This window comes from Tannerella sp., assembly GCF_052170195.1.
Classification (GTDB): domain Bacteria; phylum Bacteroidota; class Bacteroidia; order Bacteroidales; family Tannerellaceae; genus Tannerella.
The window spans coordinates 1-17,338 of record NZ_JBQNAZ010000013.1 but is presented as its reverse complement, the minus strand read 5'-3'; the positions used below and the strand labels follow the sequence as shown (position 1 = coordinate 17,338).

Here is a 17,338-nt window from a genome sequence, read left to right as displayed (position 1 = left end):
TGATTAATTGAAAAACTATGAGTCGTTCGTTAAAAAAAGGTCCATATATCAATGTAAAATTGGAAAAGAAAGTCTTGGCGATGAATGAGTCGGGTAAGAAGACGGTGATAAAAACGTGGGCAAGAGCGTCAATGATATCTCCGGACTTTGTAGGACATACGATTGCTGTGCATAATGGGAACAAGTTTATTCCCGTATTCATCACCGAGAATATGGTGGGTCACAAGCTGGGAGAATTTTCACCGACGCGTATATTCCGTGGCCATGCTGGAAACAAGAAGTAAGAAAATGAAAAAAGTAAAATAAATGGGCAGAAGAAAGAAAATATCAGCAGAAGCCAGAAAGGAAGCCTTGAAAAGTGTTTCTTTTGCGAAATTGCGCAATGTGCCGAGTTCACCGCGTAAAATGCGTCTGGTAGTCGATATGATTCGCGGCATGGAGGTGTTTAGGGCACTGGGTGTCTTGAGATTCTCCAATAAAGACGCAGCTACACCGGTAGAAAAATTGCTTCGTTCGGCGATTGCCAACTGGGAGCAGAAGAATGAGCGGAAAGCAGAAAGCGGAGAGTTGTTCGTTACGTCCGTCAATGTTGATGGAGCAGCAACGCTCAAGCGTATGCGTCCGGCTCCTCAGGGAAGAGGGTATCGTATCCGTAAGCGTTCGAACCATGTGACCCTGTTCGTCGATACGAGAAATGTAGAGGCAGAAGCAAAGAATAATAAAGAAAGTCAAAATTAAGAACAGATGGGACAGAAAGTAAATCCGATTAGTAATCGTTTGGGAATCATTCGTGGATGGGATTCAAACTGGTACGGTGGAAAGAGTTATGGTGACACTTTGCTGGAAGACAGTAAAATCCGCAACTACTTGAATGCCCGTCTGGCTAAAGCAAGCGTTTCGCGCATCGTGATCGAACGTACGTTAAAACTGATCACCATTACGGTGTGTACGTCGCGTCCGGGAATCATCATCGGAAAAGCCGGTTCGGAAGTTGACAAGCTCAAAGAAGAATTGAAGAAAATCACCGACAAGGAGGTTCAGATCAATATTTTTGAGATCAAACGTCCGGAATTGGATGCCGTGATTGTAGCTAATAATATTGCGCGTCAGCTGGAAGGAAAAATCGCTTACCGTCGTGCCGTGAAGATGGCTATTGCCTCGACCATGCGGATGGGAGCAGAAGGTATAAAAGTGCAGGTGTCGGGACGTCTGAATGGTGCTGAAATGGCACGTTCCGAAATGTATAAGGAAGGACGTACTCCTCTCCATACATTCCGCGCCGATATTGATTATGCACTGGCAGAAGCACTGACGAAAGTCGGTTTGATAGGAATAAAGGTTTGGATTTGCCGTGGCGAAGTATACGGTAAAAGAGATCTGTCTCCTTCATTTACAACTACGAAAGACTTCGGTCGTCGGGGAGGTGAAGGCGGTATGGGACGTGGTGATCGTGGTGATCGCGGCGGCAAACCGTTCAAACGCAGAAGAGAGAGAGACAAAGAAAAAGCCAATCGTTAAATTGTTTAACAGTTAGAGAACTATGTTACAACCAAAGAAAACAAAGTTTAGAAGATCCCAAAAAGGGCGTGCCAAAGGCAATGCCCAGCGGGGAAATCAGTTGGCTTTCGGCTCGTTTGGAATCAAATCGTTAGGTACGAAATGGATCACAGGCCGGCAGATTGAGGCCGCCCGTATTGCCGTTACGCGTTATATGCAACGTCAAGGACAAGTGTGGGTGCGTATATTCCCGGACAAGCCGATTACTAAAAAGCCGTTGGATGTGCGTATGGGTAAAGGAAAAGGTAATCCCGAAGGATTCGTGGCTCCTGTTACGCCGGGACGTATGATTTTTGAAGTGGAAGGTGTACCGTTTAATATCGCCAAGGAAGCGTTGCGTTTAGCTGCTCAGAAACTTCCGGTGACGACTAAATTCGTTGTGCGCTACGACTATGATATGCAAAATGAAACAGTGTAAATGTTATGAAGATTAAAGAAGTAAGGGAATTAAGTACCAAAGAATTGGCTGAAAGAATTGACGCGGAAGTGTCGTCTTTGAATCAGAAGCGGATTAATCATAGCATTTCGCCGTTGGATAATCCTGCCGCAATGAAAGAGCAACGCCGGACGATTGCACGTCTGAAAACAGTGCTGCGTCAACGTGAATTGAATAACGAATAATCATGAAGCCTGATATGGAAACGAGAAATTTAAGAAAGGAAAGAACGGGCGTGGTATTCAGCAACAAGATGGATAAAAGCATCACCGTTGCCGTAAAATGGAAAGAAAAACATCCGATTTACGGAAAATTCGTGAACAAAACGAAGAAATATCATGCTCATGACGAGAAGAATGAGTGTAACGTGGGTGACACGGTAAAGATTATGGAGACACGCCCTTTGAGTAAGACGAAAAGATGGCGTTTGGTACAGATTATAGAAAGGGCTAAGTAAAATGATACAGCAAGAAACAAGATTAGTAGTAGCGGACAATAGCGGGGCGAAAGAAGCTCTGTGTATCCGTGTGTTAGGTGGTACGCGTAAACGTTATGCCACGGTAGGCGATATCATTGTCGTAGCAGTAAAAGGCGTTATTCCTTCGAGTGATATGAAGAAAGGCGCTGTATCGAAGGCGGTTGTTGTACGGACAAAGAAAGAAATCCGTCGTCAGGACGGTTCTTATATCCGTTTCGATGATAACGCTTGTGTATTGTTGAACCAGGCGGGAGAAATCCGGGGAAGCCGTATTTTTGGTCCGGTAGCTCGTGAGCTACGTGCAACCAATATGAAAATTGTTTCATTGGCACCGGAAGTACTTTAATCAGTAAAATGGTATTGTGATGAGTAAGTTACATATAAAGAAAGGCGATATCGTTTATGTAAACGCCGGAGAAGATAAAGGCAAAACAGGGCGCGTATTGGAGATGCTTGTAAAAGAAAAACGTGCCATTGTGGAAGGGGTTAACATGGTTACGAAGCATACGAAACCTAATGCCCAGAATCCACAAGGCGGACGCGAAACGAAGGAGGCATCGGTTCATATTTCGAACCTTAATCCGTTGGATCCCAAAACAGGAAAACCGACGCGCGTGGGTCGCAAAGAAGTGAAAGGGAAGTTAGTGCGTTATGCTAAAAGATCAGGAGAGGAGATTAAATAATGGGTACGATAGCAACAGTAAAGCAAGATTACAGAGACCGGATTATACCGGCGTTGAAGAAAGAATTTAACTACACGTCTGTTATGCAGGTCCCTGTTTTGAAGAAGATCGTTATCAATCAAGGACTGGGAATGGCAACGGCTGATAAGAAGATTATTGACGTGGCTATAGACGAGTTGACGAGTATTACCGGCCAGAAAGCCGTCGCAACGTATTCGAAGAAAGACATCTCCAACTTCAAACTGCGTAAAAAAATGCCGATCGGAGTCATGGTTACTCTGCGTCATGAGCGTATGTATGAGTTCTTGGAACGTCTGGTACGTGTAGCATTGCCTCGTATTCGTGACTTTAAAGGTATTGAAAGCAAACTCGACGGCCGGGGTAATTATACACTCGGTATTCAGGAGCAGATTATTTTCCCGGAAATAAATATTGATAATATTACGAAAATATTGGGAATGAATATTACCTTTGTGACCTCCGCAAAAACGGATGAAGAGGGATTTGCTCTTCTGCGCGAGTTTGGATTGCCCTTCAAGAATGTAAAAAAGAATTGAGATATGGCGAAAGAATCAATGAAAGCCCGCGAAGTAAAACGGGCAAAGCTGGTAGCGAAATATGCGGCTAAACGGGCGCAGTTGAAGAAAGAAGGCAACTATGAAGCGTTGCAGTCTATTCCTAAAAATGCATCGCCGGTGCGTTTACATAACCGTTGCAAGATGACGGGTCGTCCGAAAGGATATATGCGTCAGTTCGGTATCTCGCGTATTCAGTTTCGTGAGATGGCTTCCAACGGCCTCATTCCCGGAGTGAAAAAGGCAAGTTGGTAAAAGCAGCAAGTATATGAGTGTTAAATATTGTCCGGATGGTCCGGATCAATTTAATTAAATATTATGACAGATCCTATAGCAGATTATTTAACAAGATTGCGTAATGCGATCAAGGCGCAGCACCGCGTAGTAGAGGTGCCGGCGTCGAATTTGAAAAAAGAAATCACAAAGATTCTTTTTGACAAAGGCTACATTCTTAACTTTAAGTTTGTAGACGAAGGCGTGCAGGGAACGATTAAAATCGCTCTGAAATATGACGCCGTGAATAAGGTAAATGCGATTAAGAAATTAGAGCGCGTATCGTCTCCGGGTCTTCGCCGGTATGTAGGTTACCGCGAGATGCCGCGAGTGCTGAACGGTCTTGGAATTGCAATTCTTTCTACCTCTAAAGGGGTGATGACAAATAAGGAAGCCGGCGAATTAAAGATCGGCGGTGAAGTATTGTGTTACGTTTATTAATAGGAGGAGTATAGCGATGTCAAGAATTGGAAAATTACCTGTTCACATACCAAGTGGTGTGACCGTTACAGTGAAAGATAATATGGTCACTGTAAAAGGACCGAAAGGAGAACTTACACAGAAAGTGAATCCCGAGATCAAAGTGTCTGTGGAAGACGGAATATTAAAGGTTGAAAGACCGACGGATGAAAAAGAGCACCGTGCTTTGCATGGCCTCTATCGCTCTTTGATTCACAATATGGTTGTAGGGGTATCCGAAGGATATAAAAAAGAGCTTGTGCTGGTCGGTGTCGGCTATCGTGTTGCGAATACCGGTCAGTTGCTGGACCTTTCGTTAGGCTATACGCACAATATCTACCTTCAGTTACCTAATGAGGTAAAAGTAGAGACAAAGTCGGAGCGTAATCAGAGCCCGCTCATTATTTTAGAGTCGGCCGACAAACAGTTGCTCGGACAGATCTGTGCGAAGATTCGCTCGTTCCGTAAGCCTGAGCCTTATAAAGGAAAAGGTATTAAGTTTGTGGGCGAAGTGGTTAGAAGAAAATCTGGTAAATCTGCATCTAAGTAAGCGATGAAATAGGAGATAGACTATATATGGCAACGAAAGAAACAAGAAGATTAAGAATCAAACAAAGCATACGAAATAAAGTATCAGGTACCTCGGAATGCCCACGTCTGACAGTGTTCAGAAGCAACAAGCAGATTTACGCACAGGTAATCGATGATACGACCGGAAAGACGTTGGCTGCTGCTTCGTCGTTGAAGTTGGCGGACAAAGCTCCGAAGAAGGAAATCGCTGCGAAAGTTGGCGAAGTGATTGCAAAAAATGCACAGGAAGCCGGTGTACAGGCCGTGGTGTTCGACCGTAACGGATACCTGTATCATGGGAGAGTTAAAGAATTAGCCGATGCTGCACGGAAAGGCGGCCTTAAATTTTAAGAAAGATGGCAATAAATAATAGAGTAAAATCGACGAACGATTTAGAACTGAAAGATCGCTTGGTAGCGATAAATCGTGTGACGAAAGTGACGAAAGGTGGACGTACATTCAGTTTTGCCGCCATCGTCGTAGTCGGAAATGAAAATGGTATTGTCGGATGGGGCTTGGGAAAAGCCAGTGAAGTAACGACCGCAATTTCGAAAGGTACGGAGTCGGCAAAAAAGAACCTGGTTCGTATTCCCATTCATAAGGGAACGATTCCTCATGAGCAAGCGGCAAAGTTTGGCGGAGCCGAAGTCCTGATCAAACCGGCTACTCTCGGTACCGGTGTGAAAGCCGGAGGTGCTATGCGCGCTGTTTTGGAAAGCGTTGGTATTACGGACGTGTTGGCTAAATCCAAAGGATCATCCAACCCGCATAACTTGGTAAAAGCGACGATCGCTGCTCTGAGCGAACTGAGAAGTCCGGCCATGGTGGCACAAAACAGAAACGTGTCGGTTGAAAAAGTATTTAAAGGATAAAGAAGGAGGAAGTTCGAATGGCAACAATTAAAATAAAACAAGTAAGAAGCAGAATTAAATGCCCGCAGGTTCAGAAAAGAACATTGGATGCATTAGGACTGAGAAAAATGAATCGTGTCGTTGAACACGAGGATACTCCTTCGATCCGGGGAATGGTAGAGGTGGTGAAACATTTAGTTTCAATTGAAAAATAATAATCGAAGGACGCTTTTATAGAAAGGTGTCCGGTAAAAAATAGAAATTGATATGAATTTATCTAATTTGAAACCGGCAGCAGGTTCGGTAAAAACCAGAAAACGTATCGGTCGCGGTCCGGGTTCGGGCCTGGGTGGCACTTCGACAAGAGGTCACAAAGGGGCTAAATCGCGCTCGGGCTACAAACACAAAGTGGGATTCGAAGGTGGACAGATGCCTATTCAACGGCGTTTGCCGAAGTTCGGCTTTAAGAATATCAATCGGGTTACCTACAAGGCGATTAATCTTTCGACTTTGCAGGAGCTTGCCGAAGCGAAGAGTCTGAACAAGATCGGGCTGGAAGAACTGCGGAGTGCCGGCTTTATTTCTGCCTCGCAATTAGTCAAAGTACTTGCCAAAGGCACCTTGTCTGCAAAAGTCGATGTTGAAGCACATGCTTTCTCGAAAAAGGCGGAAGAGGCCATTGTGGCAGTCGGCGGTACGGTTTCCAAACTGGGTGACAACGCCGAAAAAGCGGAATAATTATGAGAGCAATTGAGACAATTAAAAATATCTGGAAGATAGAGGATCTGCGGAAGCGTATCCTGATAACGCTTTTATTGGTGCTGATTTATCGCTTCGGCACATATATCGTACTTCCCGGTATCGATCCGAAAGACCTGACGGCACTGGGCGAACAAACACGCGGTGGACTGATGGCGCTTTTGGACATGTTCTCGGGAGGTGCATTCTCGAACGCGTCGATTTTTGCCTTGGGAATCATGCCTTATATCTCTGCTTCGATTGTGATGCAGTTGGCAGCGATTGTGATTCCTTCGTTTCAGAAGATGCAGCGTGAAGGAGAGAGCGGACGGAAAAAAATTAATCAATGGACGCGTTATCTCACCGTGATTGTGCTGATTCTGCAAGGATCGGCCTATCTGGTGAACCTGAACGTGCAGCTCAGAAGTGCAGGAGCGGCGATGCCTACCGACTGGTGGTTTAAAGTTTCTTCAACCATCATCATGGCGGGAGGAAGTATGTTTGTCCTTTGGCTGGGTGAGCGTATTACCGACAAAGGAATTGGTAACGGTATATCTTTTATCATTCTGATCGGGATCATTGCGCGTCTGCCTCATTCGCTCTTCGAAGAATTTACATCGCGGGTGACGGAGAAATCCGGAGGTCTGGTGATGTTCCTCTTTGAAATTTTGTTCCTGCTTCTGGTGATGGCCGGTGCGATTTTGTTAGTACAGGGAACACGTAAAGTCGTTGTTCAGTATGCGAAACGCATCATCGGAAACAAACAGTATGGCGGTGCGCGTCAGTATATTCCGTTGAAGGTAAATGCTGCTAACGTGATGCCGATCATCTTTGCTCAGGCAATTATGTTTATTCCGATTTCGCTTGCGGGATTTTCCAGTAAGGGCGAAAACAGTGCTTTCATGCAGGCATTTATGGATAATACGGGATTCTGGTACAACTTTGTCTTTGCCTTGTTGATTATCGCATTTACGTATTTTTATACGGCCATTACGATTAATCCGACTCAAATGGCAGACGACTTGAAGCGTAACAACGGATTTATCCCGGGAGTAAAACCGGGAAAGGCTACGAAAGAATTCTTGGACGAGATTATGAGCCGGATCACGCTTCCGGGTGCGATCTTCCTTGCCATCGTGGCTATTATGCCGGCTTTTGCACGGATCTTGGGAATCAGTCAAGGTTTTGCGCAATTCTTCGGCGGTACATCGTTGTTGATTCTGGTCGGTGTCGTATTGGATACCTTGCAGCAAATAGAAAGTCATCTCTTGATGCGTCATTATGATGGCTTGTTAAAATCAGGACGCATCAAAGGACGCACAGGTTCTATAGCCGCATATTAACGATGATCTATCTGAAGACGGATGAAGAGATAGAATTGATGCGCGCCGCGAATCAATTGGTGGGAAAGACTCTGGGCGAATTGGCGAAACACATTGCGCCGGGAGTCACTACCCTCCAGTTGGATAAGATTGCCGAAGCATTCATACGCGATCATGGCGCGGAACCTGCTTTTCTGGGATACGGAGGTTTCCCGAATTCGATTTGTACATCGATCAATGAACATGTCGTGCATGGAATCCCGTCGGATAAAGATGTTTTGAAAGACGGAGATATCGTCTCGATCGATTGCGGGACGAAGCTGAACGGTTTCGTGGGTGACTCTGCTTACACGTTTTGTGTCGGTAACGTCGCTGAAGATGTCCGTAAGTTGTTGCGTACGACGAAAGAAGCTTTGTACAAAGGAATCGAACAAGCCCGTGTCGGAAATCGGGTCGGTGACATCAGCAGTGCGGTGCAGACCTATTGCGAGAAGCAAAACTACTCGGTCGTACGTGAGCTGGTCGGGCATGGATGCGGACGCAAGATGCACGAAGAGCCGGAAGTCCCCAATTACGGGCGCCGCGGTTGCGGACCGGTACTGAAGAGCGGAATGTGTATCTGTATCGAGCCGATGATCAATCAGGGCGGTAAACATGTCGTGTTTGAATCGGACGGCTGGACTGTACGGACGAAAGACAGAAAATGCTCGGCGCATTTTGAGCACTGTATTGCCATACGTCCCGAAGGGCCGATGATTCTCTCATCATTCGAATATTTGGAAGAAGTAGTAGGAAAAGAAATATAATATATGGCTAAACAAGCTGCAATAGAACAGGACGGAGTGATCGTGGAAGCATTGTCGAACGCAATGTTTCGGGTCGAGCTGGAGAACGGGCACGAGATTACGGCACATATATCGGGGAAGATGCGGATGCATTATATCAAGATACTTCCCGGCGATAAGGTGCGCGTAGAAATGTCGCCTTATGATTTGTCGAAAGGTCGGATATCATTCCGCTATAAATGAGAAAAACTAAAAACAAGATAGAACGATGAAAGTAAGAACATCTTTAAAGAAACGGACGCCCGATTGCAAGATTGTACGCCGGAAGGGGCGTTTATATGTGATTAATAAAAAGAACCCCAAGTTCAAAGTACGTCAGGGTTAGTAGTAAACAGCAAATATAAATAAAGATCTAAATAATATGGCGATAAGAATAGTTGGTGTGGACTTGCCACAGGACAAGAGAGGGGAAATCGCATTGACCTATATCTTCGGTATCGGTCGCAGCGCTTCCAACTCGATTTTAGAAAAAGCTGGCGTTGATAAGAATATCAAAGTCAAAGATTGGACGGATGATCAGGCGGCTAAGATTCGTGAGGTCATTGGTGAAGGATATAAGGTGGAAGGTGATCTTCGCTCGGAAGTACAATTGAACATTAAGCGTTTGATGGATATCGGTTGTTACCGTGGTGTGCGTCACCGTATCGGTCTGCCGTTGCGTGGTCAGAGCACAAAGAACAATGCCCGTACGCGTAAGGGAAGGAAAAAGACAGTTGCAAACAAGAAAAAAGCTACAAAATAATCAGTAAAGATGGCAAAGAAAACAGTCGCAGCAAAAAAGAGAAAAGTGAAAGTAGAGGCGTATGGTCAAGCCCATATCCATTCTTCTTTCAACAACATTATTGTGTCGCTTACCAATAATGATGGTCAGGTAATCAGTTGGTCGTCGGCCGGTAAGATGGGGTTCCGCAGTTCGAAAAAGAACACGCCCTATGCCGCTCAGATGGCTGCTCAAGACTGCGCCAAGGTGGCGTATGATTTAGGCCTGCGCAAGGTGAAAGTGTATATCAAAGGGCCGGGTAACGGTCGTGAATCGGCTATTCGTACCATTCACGGAGCCGGTATTGAAGTGTCGGAAATTATCGATGTGACGCCGCTGCCGCACAATGGCTGCCGTCCGCCCAAAAGAAGAAAAGTATAATTAACAGATCAAGTGAATTCTCTGAAGACGTGATTAGATTGCACTATTCACCCTCTCTGCAATCGCGGCTGCACGATTCCGGGATTCCGAAGAACGATTAAAAATAAAGAATAAAATGGCAAGATATACAGGACCAAAAACAAAAATTGCCCGTAAGTTTGGCGAAGCGATATTCGGCGCGGATAAAGTCCTTTCGAAAAAGAACTATCCTCCCGGACAGCACGGAAACAACCGCAGACGTAAAACATCGGAATATGGCGTGCAGTTACGTGAGAAGCAGAAAGCAAAATATACTTACGGCGTACTTGAGAAACAGTTCCGGAACATGTTTGAAAAAGCATCCCGTTCAAAAGGAATTACCGGTGAGGTATTGTTGCAGTTGCTCGAAAGCCGACTCGATAATATCGTGTTCCGTCTCGGACTGGCTCCGACGCGCGACGCCGCCCGTCAGCTCGTGTCGCATCGTCATATCGTAGTCGATGGTAAAGTCGTGAACATCCCGTCGTACAGTGTGAAGCCCGGTCAGATTATCGGCGTACGCGAGAAGTCGAAATCGCTCGAAGTGATCAGCGATGCCCTTTCCGGATTTAATCACAGTAAATATCCGTGGATCGAGTGGGAGCAGAGCGCGATGAGCGGAAAGTTCCTTCACGTGCCTGAACGTGCGGATATTCCTGAAAACATCAAGGAACAGCTGATTGTCGAATTGTACTCTAAATAATGATCTTATGGCGATATTAGCATTTCAGAAACCTGATAAAGTCTTGATGTTGGAGGCGAACAACTTCTTCGGAAAGTTTGAGTTTCGTCCGCTGGAACCGGGTTATGGTATTACCATCGGTAATGCGTTACGCCGTATTCTCTTATCTTCGCTGGAAGGTTACGCCTTCTCGTCAGTGAAAATCGAAGGGGTGGATCATGAATTTGCAACCATTCCGGGGGTGATGGAAGATGTGACAAACATCATCCTGAATCTGAAACAGGTGCGCTTTAAATGCATCGCCGAAGAGATGGAAGAGCTGCCCAAGGTAGTTTTGACCGTGGCCAATACGGAGGTGCTGAAAGCCGGTGATCTGAAACCCGCAGGTTTCGAAATCCTGAATCCCAAATTGGAAATTTGTCATTTGGATCCGAAAACTTCGTTCCAGATGGAGCTGACCATGAACAAGGGACGCGGCTATGTGCTGGCTGAAGAGAATGCAGATCCGTCGAACCCCGATGTGCAGGTCATAGCTATCGATTCCGTTTACACGCCGATACGCAATGTGAAATATACGGTGGAGAACTTTCGTGTAGAACAGAAGACCGACTATGAGAAACTTCTGTTCGAAATCACCACGGACGGTTCGATTCATCCTAAAGATGCGTTGAAAGAAGCGGCTAAGATCTTGATTCATCACTTCATGCTTTTCTCCGACGAAAAGATTGCTGTGGAGACGATTGATGTTGACGGAAACGAAGAGTTTGACGAAGACATTCTGCACATGCGTCAACTGCTCAAGACGAGACTGATTGACATGAACCTCTCTGTTCGCGCGTTGAATTGCCTCAAGGCGGCCGATGTGGATACGGTAGGTGAGTTGGTGCAGTTTAACAAGAACGACTTGTTGAAGTTCCGCAATTTCGGGAAGAAATCGCTCACTGAATTGGACGAATTGTTGGAGAATCTGAATCTCTCCTTCGGAATGGATATTTCAAAATATAAATTAGATAAAGAGTAAAAAACGATGAGACACAATAAGAAAGTAAATCATTTGGGACGCACGAAGGCGCATCGTGAAGCGATGTTTGCCAACATGGCATCGTCGCTGATTAAACATAAACGTATCTTTACCACTACGGCCAAAGCGAAAGCATTACGCAAATACGTAGAGCCGCTGATCACGAAGTCGAAAGAGGTAACGAATCATTCACAGCGTGTCGTATTTGCTTCGTTGCAGGACAAATATGCGGTGAAAATTCTTTTTACCGAAATATCGCCGAAGGTGATGGATCGTCCGGGTGGATATACCCGTATCATTAAGACGGGTACGCGTGCCGGCGACAATGCCGCCATGTGCTTTATCGAACTGGTAGACTTCAACGAAAACATGTTGACGGCTAAAACGAAGAAGACGGCAGCCAAGACGCGTCGTTCGCGTAAGAAGAGCGCCAGCGATGCGACGGTGGTAGCCGAGACCCCGGCCGAAGAAAAAGCGGCAGAGTAATACACATAGCAGTAGATAGTGAAAATGCAGGATTTCGCGTAAGGCACGCGGGAACCTGCATTTTTTTGTGTTGTATTGGAAAGGGGACCCGGTCGGATCCGCTTTGAAGGATGCAGGGCGGATTGCAGAGGGCTTATCCTTCGCGCAGTTGCTGCTCTTCCAGCTCACTGGCTTTGCGCAGCAGATCGGAAGCGAAGATAAAATCGTTCAGCGCTTTATTGTTCGATGAAACGACCTGTTCTTTGGTACCCTGCCACTCTTTCACCCCTTCCTTGATAAAGACAATGTTTTCGCCCATGTTCATGACCGAATTCATGTCGTGCGTATTGATGATCGTCGTCATGTTGTATTCTTTCGTGATGCTCTGGATCAGATTATCGATGACTAACGAGGTTTTCGGGTCGAGTCCGGAGTTCGGTTCGTCACAGAGCAGGTATTGGGGTTGCAGCGCGATGGCGCGGGCGATGGCCGCTCGTTTCATCATTCCCCCGCTGATTTCGGAGGGATAGAGGTCGCATGCTTCGGAAAGATTCACGCGTTCGAGACAGAATCTGGCGCGTTTCTCACGTTCGCGGGCTGTTTCTTTCGAGAACATATCGAGCGGAAACATCACGTTTTCGAGCACCGTCATGCTGTCGAAGAGTGCCGAGCCTTGAAAGAGTACGCCCGTTTCGCGGCGCAGCAGGTTCAGCTCCGTTTTGCTCATCCGGACGATGTTACGACCGTCGTATAAGACTTCTCCTTCGTCAGGGCGAATCAGTCCGATGATGCTTTTGAGCATAACGGTTTTGCCCGATCCGCTGCGTCCGATGATGAGATTGGTTTTTCCTGTTTCGAAGACGGCGTTGATGTCGTTGAGTACGGTGCGTCCGTCGAAGGCTTTTGCCAGATTCTTGATCTCGATCATCAGGTAAGCATGATTTGGGTTAAGACTACGTCGGCCAGCAGGATCAGGATGCTGCTGATGACGATGGCGTTCGTACTGGCTTTACCTACTTCGAGCGAGCCGCCTTTCAGGTTATAACCGAAAAAGGAGGCGACCGAAGAGATGATAAAGGCATAGACGACCGACTTGATCATCGAATAGGAGATGTAGAACGGGTTGAAGAAATATTGTAACCCGAATTCGAACGATGAAGGGGTCATCCCATCTACGATATAGCTGGCGAACATACCACCGAAGATGCCGGTCGTCATACTGAATATTACGAGTACGGGGATAAAGAGCATCATCCCTGCAATTTTCGGCATGATCAGGAAATTGGCCGAATTGATTCCCATAATTTCCATGGCATCGATTTGTTCGGTTACCCGCATCGTCCCGATTTCGGAGGCGATGTTACTGCCTACCTTCCCGGCCAGAATCAGACACATGATCGACGACGAAAATTCGAGCAGGATGATTTCGCGCGTCGTATATCCGATGGTAAATTTAGGGATAAGCGGCGAGGTGATGTTCAGCGAGATCTGTATGGCGATAACCGTCCCGATAAAGACGGAGATGATGACGACGATCCAGATCGAATCGACGCCGAGCTTATAGATTTCACGCATCAATTGCTTGAAGAACATGCTCCATCGTGTCGGGATGGTGAACACTTTATTCATCAGCAAGACATACTCGCCCAATTGCTGCAATGCTTTGATCATGCGCTTTATGTTCTGTTTTTTTGTTCGCGGTGCAAAGGTATGATTTTAATTGCTAAAACCCAAGCGGGGTGTCGTATGGCTTCGGCGCGGGGACTGTTTGAGCAGGAAGACAGCCGAGACACCAACCTTTGTCAGTCCGAAATAATGTGCATAACGGCTGTCTTCTCTCGGCTTGCTTTCGCGGGGTGAATATTTGTCGTAGTCGAGATAGAGGTAGCCTGCTCCGATCGAAAATTCGACCCAAAGTCGTCCCTTCAGTTTCAGAAGATATCCGTATGCCGCACCTGCACCGGCCATCCATCCCTCGAAGCGCTTGTGTTGCAGTCCGTCGGCACCTTGCAGTCCGTCGGCCCATCCGTTGGGCAGGATACCCAGCCCTCCGCAGTTATATTGGCCTGCCAGCGCGTGCAGACCGACGAAATGGCCGTCGAACGTGTGGCGCAACCATCGCCTTACTTCGGGCTGTACCATCCAATGGCGCAACATTCCGTCGTATCGTTCTAACACCGTTCCGTCTCCGTTTTTGATGGTTTGAGTGAACGTCCACGGGTTATAATTGCCGCTGACCTCTATTGTCCACCGGTCGGAAAGCGCATATTCGACGCCGACGTTGATCGTCGTCGTCAAATCGTAAAGCACATTGCTTTTTACGGCCACTTTTTGTGCGCAGGCGGCGATGGCCGTTACCCATCCCACGCATATCACAAACATTCTTTTTCTCATCGTTATTATACGTTCTTTTCCTCCCTGCAGGACTTTCGTCTCGCAGGGAGCAGTTTCCTCAAAAAATGTTTGCTTGATTTAGTTGACCTGTGACCGGACGATGTGGAGAATTGGTAATTTCGTTCCGGTAAGTCGGCACAAAGATATGATTTTTCCGGGAAACGAAAAGAGAAATGGGACCTGAATGAATCGAAGGGACGAGGAGGGATTGGGGCAAAAAATGTACCTTTGCAAAAAAAAAACGAATAACGAATGAAACTGACATATATCTTTCACAGTGGATATCTTCTGGAAAACGAGCGAAGCATACTGATTATCGATTATTGGAAAGATTCGGAAAACAAGGTCGTAGAACGTGCTTTGTCGAATTTCTCCGGGCGAGTGTATGTGCTTTGTACGCACTGGCATCCCGATCATTTTAATCCGGAGATATTGACTTGGAAGGAGAAATGTCCCGACATCCGCTATGTGTTTTCAAAAGACATCTTGAAAAAGAAACTTGTTTCGGCAGACGATGCCTCCTTTTTAATCAAGGGAGACGTGTGGGAGGATGAACTTGTTCGTGTCAAGGCTTTCGGCTCGACGGATGTCGGTGTCTCGTTTCTGATTCAGACCGAGGAGAAAATGATTTTTCACGCGGGCGATCTCAATAACTGGCATTGGGACGAGGAGTCGACGGAAGAAGAAGCGATGGCCAGCGAACGACTTTATCTTCGCGAGCTCAAAACCTTGACGAATGTGACGAAGCATCTCGATTTAGCGATGTTTCCCGTCGATGCGAGGTTGGGAACGAACTACATGCGCGGGGCGGAACAGTTTGTCGATGCGATTCGTACGGATTGGTTTGCGCCGATGCATTTCGGAGAGTCGTACGAGACGGCAAACGCTTTCCGATCGTATGCCGAAAGGGCGGGATGTCATTTCGCCGGATGGACAAAAACAGGAGAAAGTATCACTTTTTAAATCGAAATAGAATGGTTATCAAAAGTAAATTCGATCATTACAATTTTAATGTGCTGGATTTGGAGCGCAGTCTGGCGTTTTATAAGAAGGCGTTGGGGTTAAAGGAAAAGCGTCGGAAAGTGGCGGCCGACGGCTCGTTTATTCTGGTCTATCTGACCGACGAACAGACCGACTTTCTGCTTGAACTCACATGGTTGCGCGACCGTGTCGAACCTTACGACCTCGGAGAATGTGAGTATCATCTCTGCATGCGTGTTCCCGGCGATTACGACGAGGTACGGCGTTATCACAAGGAAATGGGGTGCGTATGTTTCGAAAATGAAGAAATGGGGCTCTATTTTATCGAAGACCCTGACGGGTATTGGATCGAAATCCTGCCCGAACAATAGGAGGTGTAGTAGAGACGCAATTCATTGCGTCCTTACAAGCCTTTCGATTTCGGACGAAACTCCTTCCACGTGGGACGAATCGTCCCCCACGTAGGGGAAACAATTTCCCACGTAGGGGAAAGCAATTCCTATATGGGGACGGAGTCTGCCCCTTGTGTTTGTCTGCTCCCCTAACCATGCCTTCTGCTGATCTATGTGATCAGCTGTCCAATAAGACTTTTGTTGTATGAAAAGTCAGGTTTGCAGCCCTCTGCCGGGGATGTTCAGCTATAGAAAAATAACCGCAGTCGCAGGAGTTCTAAAGAATTGTTGCCGCCGACAATCTGGTACGGGGATAAAAACAGAGACACAAAGACGATGGGGATAACTGCATCGTTTTGCGACAATCAATCAAACAGTAAGAAAGAGTAAAAATGTATTCCTTATGTCAAGCGGTATCGATGATATATAAATAGTCTTTTGCTAATTGAAATGGCGGACGTTTTCTCGTCGAAAAGTCTGTTTGTCTTACAAATCAACGGCTTTTACACGAAATATTTGTCCGTTGCGAGCAAAAACTAATTCTCCGTTTTCCTCTTTTCTTTTCTTGACCAAACGTTGAAACGCCAAGCTGGCTCCTTTTACGACGTTTTCTTCAAATTTGCTTAACTCTCGTTCATTCATAAGTTTCTAATTTATTATAAACAACAGTGTTATAAATTTCTTTCTTTCCATTCTTAAAGCCTTTGGCAATCACCTCCATCGGGGATAACGAATTGTCGGTAATCATCCAATAGTCACAAATCGGGATATACAACTGGAAAAGATTCTGAATGCCGGTTACATAACGCCTGCGCACTGTACTTTCCGTTACATTATGCCCTCCTGCCATGACTCGGTTGCGTACCCGCTCCACCGCCAAATCGGGCGTATTGAGCCAAAAGTAAAGCAATGTCACATAATATCCTTTTTCCTGTGCATTCTGCAACAGCCTGGCAATCGAACGACTGGCCAAGGTCGTCTCTAATGCAAAAGTCTTGTTTGCCGAGATCAACTCTCTGATTCGCTTATACATAATCCGGCTGGCTTCTACGGCAACCGTGATACTGTCGGCATTGAAAGGTGACAGTCCCTTCGCTATTTCGTCCGAATTGACAAACTCTTTACAGCCCAGCATCTCCGGCAAGATCGTATATGAGGCCGTTGTTTTTCCTGCCCCATTACATCCGGATATAATATATAAGTACGGCACAACTTTTAATGGTTACTTGAGGCAAAGGTATGTAATCTTTTTGTAACAACCATGCTTTTTTTCTGAAAAAAGACAATAAACGCAGAAAAAGACCGTTTTTGCTGCCGATTTGCATCTTTTTTTTTGGTTTTTCGTCGCTTTTTTAACCCAGATTCCGCGATAGAAGAAATAAGAATGAATTTCATTCAGGCTTTCAGCCCTCCGAACAAGGTCCGGATGTCGATACCCCACCCTTGCGGGATGGGGC

32 protein-coding genes are annotated in these 17,338 nt (G+C 46.2%); 27 read left to right on the top strand and 5 right to left on the bottom strand.

All coding sequences use genetic code 11. The features are described 5' to 3' along the window. Positions 1-17 precede the first annotated feature (17 nt). From rpsS to rplQ, 25 genes are all read left to right on the top strand, one after another. On the top strand, positions 18-284 hold the full coding sequence (rpsS, locus tag ACTTKA_RS05445; RefSeq protein ID WP_014224899.1) for a 30S ribosomal protein S19: 267 nt from the start codon (positions 18-20) through the stop codon (positions 282-284). A 22-nt stretch (positions 285-306) separates the two neighbouring features. After that, complete coding sequence (rplV, locus tag ACTTKA_RS05440; protein WP_442714477.1) at positions 307-738, top strand: 50S ribosomal protein L22; 432 nt, start codon at positions 307-309, stop codon at positions 736-738. A gap of 6 nt (positions 739-744) precedes the next feature. After that, positions 745-1,518 (top strand): 30S ribosomal protein S3, encoded by a 774-nt coding sequence (rpsC, locus tag ACTTKA_RS05435; protein WP_124752222.1) that lies wholly within the window; start codon positions 745-747, stop codon positions 1,516-1,518. A 22-nt stretch (positions 1,519-1,540) separates the two neighbouring features. Then, positions 1,541-1,975, top strand: a complete 435-nt coding sequence (gene rplP, locus ACTTKA_RS05430; RefSeq protein ID WP_124752221.1) for a 50S ribosomal protein L16 — start codon at positions 1,541-1,543, stop codon at positions 1,973-1,975. 5 nt (positions 1,976-1,980) lie between these two features. After that, complete coding sequence (gene rpmC / locus ACTTKA_RS05425; RefSeq protein WP_442714475.1) at positions 1,981-2,178, top strand: 50S ribosomal protein L29; 198 nt, start codon at positions 1,981-1,983, stop codon at positions 2,176-2,178. A gap of 14 nt (positions 2,179-2,192) precedes the next feature. Then, complete coding sequence (gene rpsQ, locus ACTTKA_RS05420) at positions 2,193-2,450, top strand: 30S ribosomal protein S17 (RefSeq protein WP_041591185.1); 258 nt, start codon at positions 2,193-2,195, stop codon at positions 2,448-2,450. 1 nt (position 2,451) lies between these two features. After that, positions 2,452-2,817 (top strand): 50S ribosomal protein L14, encoded by a 366-nt coding sequence (gene rplN, locus ACTTKA_RS05415; RefSeq protein WP_014224906.1) that lies wholly within the window; start codon positions 2,452-2,454, stop codon positions 2,815-2,817. 19 nt (positions 2,818-2,836) lie between these two features. Continuing rightward, positions 2,837-3,154 (top strand): 50S ribosomal protein L24, encoded by a 318-nt coding sequence (gene rplX, locus ACTTKA_RS05410; protein WP_124752218.1) that lies wholly within the window; start codon positions 2,837-2,839, stop codon positions 3,152-3,154. Further along, positions 3,154-3,711 (top strand): 50S ribosomal protein L5, encoded by a 558-nt coding sequence (gene rplE / locus ACTTKA_RS05405; RefSeq protein ID WP_124752217.1) that lies wholly within the window; start codon positions 3,154-3,156, stop codon positions 3,709-3,711. Before rplX ends, rplE begins: the two co-directional genes overlap by 1 nt. 3 nt (positions 3,712-3,714) lie before the next feature. Then, positions 3,715-3,984, top strand: a complete 270-nt coding sequence (rpsN, locus tag ACTTKA_RS05400; RefSeq protein ID WP_124752216.1) for a 30S ribosomal protein S14 — start codon at positions 3,715-3,717, stop codon at positions 3,982-3,984. Between the two features lie 63 nt (positions 3,985-4,047). After that, positions 4,048-4,443 carry a 30S ribosomal protein S8 gene (gene rpsH / locus ACTTKA_RS05395; protein WP_442714474.1) on the top strand — a complete coding sequence of 132 codons (396 nt, stop codon included), beginning with the start codon at positions 4,048-4,050 and terminating at the stop codon, positions 4,441-4,443. A 16-nt stretch (positions 4,444-4,459) separates the two neighbouring features. Beyond that, positions 4,460-5,011: a 50S ribosomal protein L6 gene (gene rplF, locus ACTTKA_RS05390; RefSeq protein ID WP_442714473.1), complete on the top strand. Its 552-nt coding sequence runs from the start codon at positions 4,460-4,462 to the stop codon at positions 5,009-5,011. A gap of 26 nt (positions 5,012-5,037) precedes the next feature. Then, positions 5,038-5,382: a 50S ribosomal protein L18 gene (gene rplR, locus ACTTKA_RS05385; RefSeq protein ID WP_014224912.1), complete on the top strand. Its 345-nt coding sequence runs from the start codon at positions 5,038-5,040 to the stop codon at positions 5,380-5,382. A 5-nt stretch (positions 5,383-5,387) separates the two neighbouring features. After that, entirely contained in the window at positions 5,388-5,903 is a 516-nt protein-coding gene (gene rpsE / locus ACTTKA_RS05380) for a 30S ribosomal protein S5 (RefSeq protein WP_124752213.1), read from the top strand. Positions 5,904-5,920: 17 nt separating this feature from the next. Further along, on the top strand, positions 5,921-6,097 hold the full coding sequence (rpmD, locus tag ACTTKA_RS05375; RefSeq protein WP_442714472.1) for a 50S ribosomal protein L30: 177 nt from the start codon (positions 5,921-5,923) through the stop codon (positions 6,095-6,097). Positions 6,098-6,149: 52 nt separating this feature from the next. Further along, positions 6,150-6,620 carry a 50S ribosomal protein L15 gene (gene rplO, locus ACTTKA_RS05370; RefSeq protein WP_442714471.1) on the top strand — a complete coding sequence of 157 codons (471 nt, stop codon included), beginning with the start codon at positions 6,150-6,152 and terminating at the stop codon, positions 6,618-6,620. Positions 6,621-6,622: 2 nt separating this feature from the next. Continuing rightward, positions 6,623-7,963 (top strand): preprotein translocase subunit SecY, encoded by a 1,341-nt coding sequence (secY, locus tag ACTTKA_RS05365; protein WP_442714470.1) that lies wholly within the window; start codon positions 6,623-6,625, stop codon positions 7,961-7,963. A 2-nt stretch (positions 7,964-7,965) separates the two neighbouring features. Then, positions 7,966-8,748, top strand: coding sequence for a type I methionyl aminopeptidase (gene map, locus ACTTKA_RS05360; RefSeq protein ID WP_442714469.1), 783 nt, complete (start codon positions 7,966-7,968; stop codon positions 8,746-8,748). 3 nt (positions 8,749-8,751) lie between these two features. After that, positions 8,752-8,970, top strand: a complete 219-nt coding sequence (gene infA, locus ACTTKA_RS05355; RefSeq protein WP_014224918.1) for a translation initiation factor IF-1 — start codon at positions 8,752-8,754, stop codon at positions 8,968-8,970. A 25-nt stretch (positions 8,971-8,995) separates the two neighbouring features. Continuing rightward, positions 8,996-9,112: a type B 50S ribosomal protein L36 gene (ykgO, locus tag ACTTKA_RS05350; RefSeq protein ID WP_014224919.1), complete on the top strand. Its 117-nt coding sequence runs from the start codon at positions 8,996-8,998 to the stop codon at positions 9,110-9,112. Positions 9,113-9,148: 36 nt separating this feature from the next. Further along, positions 9,149-9,529, top strand: coding sequence for a 30S ribosomal protein S13 (gene rpsM / locus ACTTKA_RS05345; RefSeq protein WP_124752208.1), 381 nt, complete (start codon positions 9,149-9,151; stop codon positions 9,527-9,529). Between the two features lie 9 nt (positions 9,530-9,538). Beyond that, positions 9,539-9,928, top strand: a complete 390-nt coding sequence (gene rpsK / locus ACTTKA_RS05340) for a 30S ribosomal protein S11 (protein ID WP_014224921.1) — start codon at positions 9,539-9,541, stop codon at positions 9,926-9,928. A gap of 115 nt (positions 9,929-10,043) precedes the next feature. After that, positions 10,044-10,649: a 30S ribosomal protein S4 gene (gene rpsD / locus ACTTKA_RS05335; protein ID WP_442714468.1), complete on the top strand. Its 606-nt coding sequence runs from the start codon at positions 10,044-10,046 to the stop codon at positions 10,647-10,649. 7 nt (positions 10,650-10,656) lie between these two features. After that, the gene (locus tag ACTTKA_RS05330; protein ID WP_442724249.1) at positions 10,657-11,649 is read left to right on the top strand and encodes a DNA-directed RNA polymerase subunit alpha; all 993 of its coding nucleotides are present in this window, start codon (positions 10,657-10,659) and stop codon (positions 11,647-11,649) included. Positions 11,650-11,655: 6 nt separating this feature from the next. Then, positions 11,656-12,135 (top strand): 50S ribosomal protein L17, encoded by a 480-nt coding sequence (gene rplQ, locus ACTTKA_RS05325; RefSeq protein ID WP_442714466.1) that lies wholly within the window; start codon positions 11,656-11,658, stop codon positions 12,133-12,135. Between the two features lie 133 nt (positions 12,136-12,268). On the opposite strand, the gene ACTTKA_RS05320 is transcribed toward rplQ, so the two are convergent. Genes ACTTKA_RS05320 through ACTTKA_RS05310 form a run of 3 tightly spaced genes read right to left on the bottom strand, consistent with a single transcriptional unit; the run spans position 12,269 to position 14,508 of the window. Further along, entirely contained in the window at positions 12,269-13,042 is a 774-nt protein-coding gene (locus ACTTKA_RS05320; protein WP_442714461.1) for an ABC transporter ATP-binding protein, read from the bottom strand. Beyond that, positions 13,042-13,785 carry an MlaE family ABC transporter permease gene (locus tag ACTTKA_RS05315; RefSeq protein ID WP_442714460.1) on the bottom strand — a complete coding sequence of 248 codons (744 nt, stop codon included), beginning with the start codon at positions 13,783-13,785 and terminating at the stop codon, positions 13,042-13,044. The genes ACTTKA_RS05320 and ACTTKA_RS05315 overlap by 1 nt, the downstream gene beginning before the upstream one ends. A 45-nt stretch (positions 13,786-13,830) precedes the next feature. Next, entirely contained in the window at positions 13,831-14,508 is a 678-nt protein-coding gene (locus ACTTKA_RS05310) for a DUF3575 domain-containing protein (RefSeq protein ID WP_442724248.1), read from the bottom strand. 252 nt (positions 14,509-14,760) lie between these two features. On the opposite strand from ACTTKA_RS05310, the gene ACTTKA_RS05305 reads away from it, so the two are divergent. Both ACTTKA_RS05305 and ACTTKA_RS05300 read left to right on the top strand, forming a co-directional pair. Beyond that, positions 14,761-15,471 (top strand): MBL fold metallo-hydrolase, encoded by a 711-nt coding sequence (locus ACTTKA_RS05305; RefSeq protein WP_442724247.1) that lies wholly within the window; start codon positions 14,761-14,763, stop codon positions 15,469-15,471. Positions 15,472-15,482: 11 nt separating this feature from the next. Beyond that, positions 15,483-15,860 carry a VOC family protein gene (locus ACTTKA_RS05300; protein WP_442724246.1) on the top strand — a complete coding sequence of 126 codons (378 nt, stop codon included), beginning with the start codon at positions 15,483-15,485 and terminating at the stop codon, positions 15,858-15,860. Between the two features lie 507 nt (positions 15,861-16,367). Here the strand turns inward: ACTTKA_RS05300 and ACTTKA_RS05295 are convergent. Together ACTTKA_RS05295 and ACTTKA_RS05290 are read right to left on the bottom strand one after the other, a co-directional pair. Next, positions 16,368-16,523 carry a hypothetical protein gene (locus tag ACTTKA_RS05295; RefSeq protein WP_167536503.1) on the bottom strand — a complete coding sequence of 52 codons (156 nt, stop codon included), beginning with the start codon at positions 16,521-16,523 and terminating at the stop codon, positions 16,368-16,370. Beyond that, positions 16,516-17,091 carry an AAA family ATPase gene (locus ACTTKA_RS05290; RefSeq protein ID WP_442724245.1) on the bottom strand — a complete coding sequence of 192 codons (576 nt, stop codon included), beginning with the start codon at positions 17,089-17,091 and terminating at the stop codon, positions 16,516-16,518. The genes ACTTKA_RS05295 and ACTTKA_RS05290 overlap by 8 nt, the downstream gene beginning before the upstream one ends. Between the last annotated feature and the right edge of the window lie 247 nt (positions 17,092-17,338).